Origin of the sequence: Haliea sp., assembly GCF_040222615.1 — a bacterium.
Classification (GTDB): Bacteria; Pseudomonadota; Gammaproteobacteria; order Pseudomonadales; family Halieaceae; genus Haliea.
Window position 1 is genome coordinate 31,167 of the sequence record NZ_JAVKCQ010000026.1, and the last position, 10,101, is coordinate 41,267.

Below are 10,101 nucleotides of genomic sequence, written 5' to 3' on the forward strand. Positions count from 1 at the left end.
GTTAACTCCGTATCCGGGATTGAAATTCGAGTTGATCCGCGATCTGCGGCCAGGGCTGTATCTGTTCCAGGCGCGCCGCCAGTGCCAGCAACAGGTCTTCCCGACCGTGGCTGGCAGCGAACTGGATACCAAACGGCAGGCCGCTCTCGCTGCGCCCCAAAGGCAGGGAGATGGCCGGCTGTCCGGTGACATTGAACACGGCAGTAAACGGGACATCGCCAAAAACGTGGTCGGTCCAGCTGCGGGCCGTGTAAGCGCCGCCGGTGGACGCGTGCTCGCCAATCGCCCACGGCAACTGGGCCACCGTCGGCGTCATCAGGATATCGTGGCGGGTAAAGAAGTGGCCGAAGTCGCGACTGACCAGGTTGAAAAAATCCTCCGCGTGCAGCAGGTCTACCGCGGACAGGCGCAAGCCGTGCTCGTAAATCGCCAGTGTTGCCTGCTCCAGGCTGCTGCTGTCGGCGCTGCGGCCGGTGGCAGCGCAAATGTCCACTACCCAGTGCGCTATGTGGGCGGACCACAGATCCGTGTTGGCCTGGGCAAAACGTTCCGCATCAAGTGCCGGCGCTACCTGCTCCACCTGATACCCCAGGCTGGCGAGCAGCCTTGCCGTGGCCTCCAGGGCAGCGCGAATCTCGGGGTCAACCGCCACGCCCGACCAGGGCTCGGCGGTATAGGCGATACGCAGCCCACTGGGTATCGGCAGGGACTCCCCATACGGTCGCTCCGGCGGCGCGATAACGTAGGGGTCGCCAATGCCGGCACCCTGAACTGCGTCCAGCATGGCGGCGCAATCGCGCACCGTGCGGGTGAGCACGAATTCAATACCCAGACCGCCGAGTCCGTCGGCAGCGCCCGGGCCGATGGGAACCCGGCCGCGACCCGGCTTGAGCCCCACCAGACCGCAGCAGGATGCTGGAATACGGATGGAACCGCCACCGTCATTGGCATGGGCGACCGGTACGATACCGGCGGCCACTGCCGCGGCGCTGCCGCCACTGGAGCCGCCGGGGCTGCGCGACAGGTCCCAGGGATTGCGGGTCGCACCACAGGCCACGGTCTCGGTGGCGCAGTTGTAACCCATCTCCGGCACTGTCGTCCGCCCCAGGGTCACCAGCCCCGCCTGCCGAAACCGGACCATCAGATCGGAGTCGGCTGGCGCCACCAGGCCTTCACCCAGCCGGGAGCCCATTTCAGAGCTTCGCCCCCCGGCCTGCAGCACCAGATCCTTGATCAGAAACGGTACGCCGGCGAAGCTGGCGTCGGCCGCGGCGGGCTCGCCGTCCAGGTCGACATCCTCGAAGATCTCCACCAGGGCGTTGATCCGGGGGTTCCACACCCCCGCCAGGGCGAGCGCGCAGTCCGCCAGCTCCGCCGCGGTGACCTCACCCTGGCGCACCAGCTGCGCCAGCCCCAGTCCGTCGTGCTGCAGATACTCCGCTACATCCATGCTCCGCGCCCTACTCACCGAAGTTGTAGTTGACCGTCACACCATAGGTCCGGGGCATGCCATAGCTGCGCACGAAAGGACCATTGCCGCCGGTGTAGGCCGCGGGGTAGTAGTCCTCATCGGCAAGGTTGCGGACCCACAGCAGGGTGCGCCACTGACCGTCAGCGGAACCGACACCCAGCCGGGCATTGAGCAGAGTGTAGTCCTCGGTCGCGTTTTCCGGGGAAACGCCGCCAGAGGTTTCATCGGTGAAACTGACGTCGCCAGCCACTTCCATTACCAGGCCGTTTGCCAGCGGCCACTCGTAGCTGACCAGCCCCGCATAGGACCACTCTGGTGCCTGCGCCAGATCGATACCCGAAACATCCCGCCGCACGGTGACCGGCCAGCTGCTCTGTACCGGATCAACCGCGTTCCACTTGGTCACTTCCGTATCCAGCCAGGCGACCCCCAGATTGACGTTGAGTCCGGTTAGCGGCTGCCACTTGAGATCAATCTCGGCACCGGTGATTTCCGACTCGGGCACATTGGTCAGGCCCGAGATATTGCCGACGAAAGTCACGGCAATATCCTGTTCCTGCTTGTCCTCGTAATCGTAGAAGAACGTGGCGGCATTGAGCTGCATCCGGCCGTCCAGCATTGTGGCCTTCATCCCCAGCTCATAGGAGGTCAGTTTTTCCTCGTCGTAGGCGATCAGCTGCTGGGTCGTGTTGGAGTTGGCGCCGTTGAAGCCGCCGGATTTAAAGCCCACCGATACCATGCCGTAGAGCAGGACATCCTCAGTCACCGCGTAATCCAGCCCCAGCTTGCCCATCCAGCGGTCGGTGCTGATGGTGTCTTCGTAAACCTGGAACGCGTTGTTGACGTCGGGCGTACCAATAACCGAAAAGATAAAGTTCGGCGAAGAAGGATCATCATTGATGGTCCCGCAGTCTCCCGGACTCAGGTTGGCACCGAAGTTTGCGTTGAGGAAGTTACCCAGGCTGCCGTCCTCGGCGACAAAGGTACAGCCGGCCCAATCCCGGTCTTCCTCGGTGTAGCGAGCGCCTACGGTCAGGCGCCAGGCGTCGGTGAACTGCCACTCCACGTGGCCAAAGACAGCAAGGGATTCGGTTTCCTGGCTGTATTTGGTATCCAGCTCCCGGATCGGCGTCGCCGCAAACAGGTCCACGCCCCAGGGGATCGAGCCCAAACCGAACACCGAGTCGGACATGAAATAATGGTAGTACTCATCCATTTCATCCTTGGAATAGTACAGTCCCGCAATCCAGTTCAGGGCGCCGACATCGCCCGCCAGGCGCAGCTCCTGGGAGAACACTTCCAGGTCAGTGGTGTTGATGTTGCTGGAGTCGTTGTAGAAGCCGCCGTCCCAGTCATTGGCTTCAACCCGTTCAAACTCGTTGTAGCCGGTGACCGAGGTCAGGGTCATGCCGGCGATGTCCCACTCGAGGCGGGCCGTGATGCCGGTCAGCTCGTTGTCCCGCTGGGGCCTGATATCGAAGGTCTTGCCGGTGATCGGGCTGGTGTAGCTGTTGGTCCAGTCTGCGGCTTCACTGTCACCGGTGGAATACCAGGGCGGGGTCTCGCCGAAATTGCTGCCGGTCGGCAGCAGGTACTGATCGAGGGGAGTATAGGGATTGGTAAACTCGCCCAGCCCGAACGGCGTGCCGCTGTAGGCGGTGTTCGCCTTGTTCTCCGACTCATCCTTGACATAGTGTGCACCCAGCGTCAGACGCAGTGAATCGCTTAGGTCGAAATTGACGATTCCGCGCAGCGCGGTGGCGTCTTTCTCGCCCAGCTCATCGTTCCGGGTCAGGCTTTTCTGCCAGCCTTCACTGGACTGGATAGTCTTGAAGGCCAGGCGCCCCTGGACAACGTCGCTGCCGCCGGTGACAAAGCCTTCCAGATCGAAGGTGGAGTAGCTGCCGTAACTCGCGGTGACACCCGCTCCAAACTCCCGGGTGGGCTTGTTGCTGATGAAATTGATCTGGCCGGCAGTCGTGTTGCGGCCATAGAGATCACCCTGGGGGCCCTTCAGGACCTCAACCCGCTCGGTATCAAACACCAGACCACGGGTCATCACGGTATAGGGCATGGCGACTTCGTCGAAATAAATGCCGACCGTGGAGGATGCCGCCGTGGAGTAATCCTGAAAACCGACGCCGCGAATCGTGTACAGAGGCACGCCGGTCGCTGCGGTTTCATTGACCGTCAGGCCCGGAGTAAGTACGGCGATGTCTTCCGCCGTCAGCACCCCGAAATCACGCAGCTGGTCGCCGGTGAAGGCATTGATGGTAATGCCCACGTCATTGGCGCTCTGGGCACGCTTCTGGGCGGTCACAATAACTTCTTCAATCTGGGCGTTGGCAACCGTGCCGACGGTGGTCAGCGTTGCCAGCAGTACCGCGGCGCCGAGCTTGCGGCGTTGATATCCCGTAACCTGATGTCCATCGTTCATGATAATTCCCCTAAAAAGACAGTGGTTGAATACGTTCCTGCATTGCAGCGGGGGTTATTCCTCCTCGCCGCTTGTTATGTAGACGGTGTTGCCTGCGAACAGGGTGCGCAGCACCCTGACCTCGCTGATTTGCTGTGGCTCAATGGCGAACAGGTCTCGGTCCAGCACGATCATGTCCGCGGACTTCCCCACCTCGATAGAGCCGGTGGTCTGCTCCAGGCGCATGGCCCGGGCCCCGCCCAGGGTCATGATCTGCAGCGCATCACCCAGACTGATGCCCTGTTCGGGCCAGAAACTGCCGGGGAAATTCCCGCGCGGGTCCTGCCGGGTCACCAGGGCCTCGATACCCAACCAGGGGTCGATGGTTTCCACCGCGGCGGGCCAGTCGGAGCCCGCCAGGATCGGCGCCTTGGCCTCGAGCAGGCTCCTCACCGGAAAGTACTGCTCGCCCCGTGGAGAGCCCACGGCGGCGACAACGGAATCAATGATCGGCGAGGGATGCCAGAGGTAGGGAGAGAGATCCGCCACCGCGTCCAGTTGCGCAAACCGCGGCAGATCCTCTGGATCGATATACCCGGCGTGCGCCAGTTCGTGGCGGAGACCCGAATTGCCGTTGGCCTCACGAGCGGCCGCGATGGCATCGAGCGCAACCCTGACCGAGCGATCGCCGGCGGTATGGATCTTGACGGTGTAGCCGCGTTTGTCCAGCTCAATGACATCCCGTGTCAGCACGTCCGGATCGAGGTGCAGCATGCCGCGATTCGGTTCGGCGTGGGCGTGTTCCGACGTATAAGGCGCCAGCATCGCAGCGGTGCGCGACGCCGTGGGCACGCCATCCATGAACACTTTCACAAAGGCGGTGTGCAAGCCGTCACTTGCGTACCGGTCACGCTGCTGGTCTATCGCAGCGTAGTCCAGCGGACCAGTGCGGTGGCCGTAGGGCGTCTGGATACCCAGTGCCAGGTGTGCAGTGAGCGCGTCCGCAGCCTCCAGCGTCTGGAACGCTGCCATCGCGTGAGGCTCGGAGTAGGCCTCCTTCAGTCCGGTGATACCGAAGCTGTTGGCAATCCGCAGGGCTTCCCGGGCGCCGGCCTGCAGTTCCGCCTGGCTCCACTCGGGCAGTTGATCCGAGACGCGCTGCTCCGCCCCTTCCAGCAGTAAACCGTTGGGCTCACCGGTCACCGGGTCACGAACGATGGTACCGTCGGACGGGTCCGGGGTGTCCCGGTCGATGCCGGCCAAAGCCAGCGCGCGGCTGTTGACCCAGCCGTTGTGGTTGCTGTCATCGTTGAGCAATACGGCCTTGTCGCCGGAGACGGCATCCAGAAACGCCCGCGGCGACTCGATATCGTGAGTATCGAAGAAGCCGCTGTCCCATTGGCCGCCGCGGATCCACAGCAAGTCGGGGTTTTCCGCCACACACTCAGCTACCCGCCGGGCGATCTGTTCCGGTGTGGAGGAGAACGGGAAATTGCATTCGTAGAGGCTTTTCACCCCGCCACGCTGGGCGTGCACGTGGGCATCATTGATCCCGGGCATGACCATGCTGCCCTGCAGGTCGACCACTATGGTAGCCGGCCCGCGATAGGTCTCGGCGCCGGCGCGATCGCCAACATGCACAAAGTGCCCGCCCCTGATTGCGACGGCCTCGGCCCAGGGCTGATCGGGGTTTACCGTATAGATGCGCGCATTGAGGTAAATCGTGTCCGCGGCAGCGGGGGCGGAGTCAGCGAAGGAGAGTTGCGCGGCAAGCGCCAGCAGGCCAGCCACAAACGCTTTCGCGCAGATTCCTGTCGAACGTTTCATATCAGGCTCCGGGAACGTTTTCGGAGCAACTGATGTTAGTGCCAGCTGTTTGCCCGGGGATTGACAGATGTGGACAAAAGCTTGACCAAAGGCCACATCGAGCTGCAAAGGAGTGGTTTATTCGCCGGTCTGCGAACCTCCCTGCTCGCGATAGGCCTGCGGCGCCTGCCCCACCCAGGAGCGAAAGGCGCGGCTGAAGGCGCTGAGTTCGGAGAAACCCAGCTCATAGGCGATTTCGGCGATAGGCATCGAGGTGCGCCGCAGATAGTATTTGGCGCGCTTGGCCCGCGCCAGATTCTTGACCTCCTGGAAACTGCTACCCTCGCTGGACAGCCTGCGCCGCAGGGTGCGCGGAGAAATGGCCAGCCGCTCGGCGATGTTTTCCAGGGTTGCTGACTCGTCAGCACCGCAACGGATGATTTCACGACAGAGAATATCGACAAAACCGTTGCACGACTGCTCCGTGACGAAGTAGGTTTTCATCGCATTGACCAGAATCTCATGCAGCAGGGCGTGGCTGGTATGGAAGCGTTCCTGCAGGTAACTGCGATCGAAAAACAGACGGTTGCCCGCGCAGGAAAACTTCACCGGGGCCTGGAAAAAATCCTGCAACTCTTCCGCGTTCTGGTTGTTGTCGTGACTGAAGCAGACCTGCTTGACGGGCACCGGTATTCTGGTCGCGGTATTTAGAGCCTGGACCAGGAAAACCTGCAGGTATTCGTTCAGCTGGTTGACCGCAACGCCTTCGGGAACGATGACGCGGAAGCCGAACTCGGCCAGCGACTGGCCGAAATCGAAATCGATGGCAATCGCGGTATCCACGTAACGGTCATAGTGGCAGAGGCAGCGAATGCCATCCCCTACTGAGGGTGCGGCGAGCATGGCCAGGATCAGCAGGCTGGCGGACTCATAGTGATAGCGCCGGGCCATGTGCAGGCCCATGCAGGGATTGTCACTGCATTGCGCCGCCAGCTCCAGCAGGCTCGCAATCTGAATAGCGGGTACCGCTGCGTCCAGTTCCTCGCTGCGGCTGGAATCAATGCCACACTGGCGAAACACGGGCTCCGGATCGATGCCGTGATCCAGCAGATAGTCGCGCACATAGGCGACAAAACGGGGGGACAGAGATGGCTCAAGTTCACGCTGCGCCGGCTGGCGCAGCGCTTCCAGTGCAGCGGCGTCAGCCCGCAAGGGGTCCACTGTCAGCCAATGTCTTCACTCAGCGCTGCAGCTGGCTGAAATAGGCAGCCAGGGCGCCGAATTCCTTCTCGGGCAGCTTTGCCACCGCCGCCTGCATCAGGGGGTGGACACGCTCGCCCTTCTTGTAGGCCATCAGCTGGTTTTGCAGGTAGGTGGCGTGCTGGCCGGCAAGTATCGGCCACTCATCGGCAACCGGCTTGCCGGCGAAGCCATGACAGGCGGAACAGGCGCCCGCGAGCTGCCCTCCGCGCTCCACCAGCCCCGTGTCACCATTGGCGGCGATGGCGGGTTGCTGCTTCGCATACCAGGCCGCGAGAACCTGAATATCCTCGTCACTCAGGTTTTGCACGAAGGGCGCCATCAGGGCATTGCCACGGGCGCCGGAACGGAAAGCGGTAATCTGCTGCGCAAGGTAGGTCTCGTGCTGCCCCGCCAGGTTGGGCCATTCCGGGTTGCCGGAAACACCATTTGCGCCGTGGCAAGCCACGCAGGCCCGTACCTGTGCTGGCGCCTCGGCCTGCGCCGCCCCGGCCCCAAGAACCGCCAGCAGCGCGGCAGCGACAATCAAATGCTTTTTCATAAGGTTCTACTCTCTCGCATCGGCGCCAGCGATAGCGCGTAACAGACGTTCCCGATAGGCATCCACTTCGTTCAGCGGTTTCTCGCGTAACGGGGCGACCTCAGCAGCGGTATAGGGTGCAAACGGCAATTGCAGGCTGTCGCCGGCAAATTCATACATTATCCAGTTCAGCACCGCCGCCAGGCGCTCGTCACTGAGTGCCGAGGTCGCCGAACCGGGCACGCGCACCAGGTACTCGCGCCCTTCCTGGCTTTGCAGAAACACGCCGACATGTCCCTTCATGGTCGGCACGCTGCCGGCACCGGCACCATCCGGCGTATGACAACCCTGGCAGTTCATCTGGTAATCGAACACCACCCTGCCGCTGTCGTCGACCGCCCCCAGCACCAGGGCTGACCAGAAGAAAACCGGTAACAGGATCAGGCGGGCCATCAGTCGTCGAATGCCACGCCGACCACGATGGCCGTGGAACAGTGGTAGGACGCACTGGACGTCCCCAGGCACCAGTTGATGTCGTTGGTCTTGTCCGGTCGGTAGACCGGTCGATCGCCCTCATCCCGCATGCACAGGCAGGCGCCGCAGGAAGACTTGCCGCAGCAATCGTTGTAGGAAATCACGTAGTTGCGGCCGTCCGCCGGATTGTGGCAGGTGCCGATCCAGGTCACCGGCGACATTTCGGTGCCGGGCGGACAGGTGTTGGCACTGCCGCCGCAGCAATCGCAGAGAAAACCGTCAATGGCACAGTAGCGCCAGTAGTCGCAGCTGCTGGGATCACCCTCCTCCAGCGGTCGCCCCGGGCTTTCATTACCTGCGGCACGAGCCACCGGCAACAGCGGGATACTGGCCCCACCGACCAGCAAGGCGCCAAGCCCCTTCAGCAGGCCGCGACGGGAACTGCGCTGGGCGAGCTGTCTGCTACGCTGCTCAAATACCTTGTCAAAGAAATTCATGCCTTGTCTGCCTCCACGTAGTGCACAGCTTCGCGCTTGCTCATATAGTCCTGTATCGATGCGACCTTCCGCTCCTTGGCCTCAAACAGGCTATCCAGGTGTTCGCGGGAATTGATGATACCCATGGAGGCGATCGTACCGTGCTCGTCGATCAATACACCATAGGGGAGTTTGGACACTCCGAACGCCTTGCCCGCGACTTCCGATACTGCGTAGGGAAAACCCGCCAGCTCCTTGCGTTTCACATAGCCCGCGTGATCCTGCTCCTCGCCGTCGCTGACCAGCAACAGCTCCACCCAGTCTGACTCGGCGCGGGCGGCGGACTTCAGGGCGGGCGTGAGTTCGTTGCAGATCGGACAGTCCGGTGACAGGAAAAACAGTAACTGGGACCTGCCCCGCCCGGCGCCACCGACCTTGGCCTGGTGCCCGTCAAGGGTCGCGAGGGCCAGTTCAGGTGCAGGGGCTCCCACTTTCAGCTTCTGGTTCAGCATCAGCGCTCCCGCAGGTGCCACCCGCTCATAGAGAACGCCGATCTGGCGGGCAAGCGCCAGGTTCACCAGAACCATGGCGACGAAACCGATCCAGAGGACGATATTCGAGACTACCAACCATTCCATACTCTTACCTGCTCTTTACCATGTGCTGGCTGTTGCTTATCAATTGTTCGGCAGCGAGATACAGACCGATGAGAAATCCGGCCATGCACAGTGCCAGCAGAATGCCCGATGCAGATACTGCAAATGGGCCCGCGGGCAGTGCCAGCAACAGTGTGAGCGCCGCAGTCAGCAGATTGCGCAGCACCAGCGCCGGGCTCACCAGAACGTCCGATGCCGGGCCGGCGCAGCCGCAGCGCAGATCGCGGCGCCCCTGCGCCAGCTGCCAGGCCATCATCAGGGCGTAGCCCGTCAACAGTGTCGCCGCCAGCAGCGCTGCAGCTGCGCGCGTCTGCGGTAGCAACAGGGCCAGCGCGATTGCAACTTCCAGGATTCCGACCGGGGATACCAGCTGGTCCCGCCAGAGTGGCCGCAGAGGCTGCGGCAGGTATTGGGCCGCAAGCTCGCTGAACTGGGCCGGGTGCCGCAGCTTGTGCACGCCGGCTGTCGCCAGCAGCCAGGCCAGGAACCCGGCCAGGGCAATGCCCACCACGTCCGGCAACATCATGCTAGCGGGCACCAGACAGCATCAGTAGCGTATTCTGGCCAAGACCGGTGATGGTCTTGATAAATTCACCGCTCACGGCGTCGTACAGTTCCAGACTCATGTCCACGGGATTGGTGACCAGCAGCCTCGGCTCTGGACCACGACTGACCGCCAGCGACAGGCCCCACTCACGCAGCGCGATGCGCGCAACCCGGGACTGCTGGGCCGGATCGTAGACCCAGACCTCGGCACCACCCTCGTTGTGGCTGCCGTCCTTCGCGTCGGGGTGCATCAGGACGTAGAAACGGCCGAGGTCGTCCTCCGCGGTTATGCCAATACCGCCGGGGGCCCAGTTCTGCGCCCTCTCGGCTTCAGGAACAAGGTGCCAGGCAGCTCCCACTTTAGCGACCTTGCCACTGACATCGACGGGAATCACCTCACCGGAGAAGCTGGGGAAATAGGCCATGTTGCCGATATAGGCCGGGCGCTCGAAGATCGGAGAGTCATCGGAATCGAA

Annotated in this window: 10 protein-coding genes; all 10 read right to left on the bottom strand. The window is 62.5% G+C overall.

The window, feature by feature from the left end; all coding sequences use genetic code 11:
* Nucleotide 1 precedes the first annotated feature (1 nt).
* Nucleotides 2–1,450, bottom strand: a complete 1,449-nt coding sequence (locus RJQ10_RS02770; protein ID WP_350143410.1) for an amidase — start codon at nt 1,448–1,450, stop codon at nt 2–4.
* Nucleotides 1,451–1,460: 10 nt separating this feature from the next.
* On the bottom strand, nt 1,461–3,908 hold the full coding sequence (locus RJQ10_RS02775) for a TonB-dependent receptor (protein ID WP_350143412.1): 2,448 nt from the start codon (nt 3,906–3,908) through the stop codon (nt 1,461–1,463).
* A gap of 54 nt (nt 3,909–3,962) precedes the next feature.
* Complete coding sequence (locus tag RJQ10_RS02780; RefSeq protein ID WP_350143414.1) at nt 3,963–5,714, bottom strand: amidohydrolase; 1,752 nt, start codon at nt 5,712–5,714, stop codon at nt 3,963–3,965.
* A gap of 117 nt (nt 5,715–5,831) precedes the next feature.
* A complete protein-coding gene (locus RJQ10_RS02785; protein ID WP_350143416.1) occupies nt 5,832–6,905 on the bottom strand; it encodes an AraC family transcriptional regulator in 1,074 nt (357 codons plus the stop codon).
* 28 nt (nt 6,906–6,933) lie between these two features.
* Nucleotides 6,934–7,494: a c-type cytochrome gene (locus RJQ10_RS02790; RefSeq protein WP_350143417.1), complete on the bottom strand. Its 561-nt coding sequence runs from the start codon at nt 7,492–7,494 to the stop codon at nt 6,934–6,936.
* A gap of 6 nt (nt 7,495–7,500) precedes the next feature.
* Nucleotides 7,501–7,926 carry a c-type cytochrome gene (locus RJQ10_RS02795; RefSeq protein WP_350143419.1) on the bottom strand — a complete coding sequence of 142 codons (426 nt, stop codon included), beginning with the start codon at nt 7,924–7,926 and terminating at the stop codon, nt 7,501–7,503.
* Nucleotides 7,926–8,444 carry a methylamine dehydrogenase light chain gene (locus RJQ10_RS02800; protein WP_350143421.1) on the bottom strand — a complete coding sequence of 173 codons (519 nt, stop codon included), beginning with the start codon at nt 8,442–8,444 and terminating at the stop codon, nt 7,926–7,928. The genes RJQ10_RS02795 and RJQ10_RS02800 overlap by 1 nt, the downstream gene beginning before the upstream one ends.
* Nucleotides 8,441–9,061 (bottom strand): redoxin domain-containing protein, encoded by a 621-nt coding sequence (locus RJQ10_RS02805; protein WP_350143423.1) that lies wholly within the window; start codon nt 9,059–9,061, stop codon nt 8,441–8,443. Before RJQ10_RS02805 ends, RJQ10_RS02800 begins: the two co-directional genes overlap by 4 nt.
* A 4-nt stretch (nt 9,062–9,065) precedes the next feature.
* The gene (locus RJQ10_RS02810) at nt 9,066–9,605 is read right to left on the bottom strand and encodes a MauE/DoxX family redox-associated membrane protein (protein WP_350143425.1); all 540 of its coding nucleotides are present in this window, start codon (nt 9,603–9,605) and stop codon (nt 9,066–9,068) included.
* A 1-nt stretch (nt 9,606) separates the two neighbouring features.
* The coding region (locus tag RJQ10_RS02815; RefSeq protein WP_350143427.1) for an amine dehydrogenase large subunit at nt 9,607–10,101 on the bottom strand (495 nt) is incomplete at its 5' end.

Excerpts from the sequence above, each read along its gene's own strand:
- RJQ10_RS02790 (WP_350143417.1), bottom strand. The coding sequence starts at position 7,494 with ATGAAAAAGCATTTGATTGTCGCTGCCGCGCTGCTGGCGGTTCTTGGG.
- RJQ10_RS02775 (WP_350143412.1), bottom strand. The coding sequence starts at position 3,908 with ATGAACGATGGACATCAGGTTACGGGATATCAACGCCGCAAGCTCGGC.
- RJQ10_RS02805 (WP_350143423.1), bottom strand. The coding sequence starts at position 9,061 with ATGGAATGGTTGGTAGTCTCGAATATCGTCCTCTGGATCGGTTTCGTC.
- RJQ10_RS02770 (WP_350143410.1), bottom strand. The coding sequence starts at position 1,450 with ATGGATGTAGCGGAGTATCTGCAGCACGACGGACTGGGGCTGGCGCAG.
- RJQ10_RS02780 (WP_350143414.1), bottom strand. The coding sequence starts at position 5,714 with ATGAAACGTTCGACAGGAATCTGCGCGAAAGCGTTTGTGGCTGGCCTG.
- RJQ10_RS02810 (WP_350143425.1), bottom strand. The coding sequence starts at position 9,605 with ATGATGTTGCCGGACGTGGTGGGCATTGCCCTGGCCGGGTTCCTGGCC.
- RJQ10_RS02800 (WP_350143421.1), bottom strand. The coding sequence starts at position 8,444 with ATGAATTTCTTTGACAAGGTATTTGAGCAGCGTAGCAGACAGCTCGCC.
- RJQ10_RS02795 (WP_350143419.1), bottom strand. The coding sequence starts at position 7,926 with ATGGCCCGCCTGATCCTGTTACCGGTTTTCTTCTGGTCAGCCCTGGTG.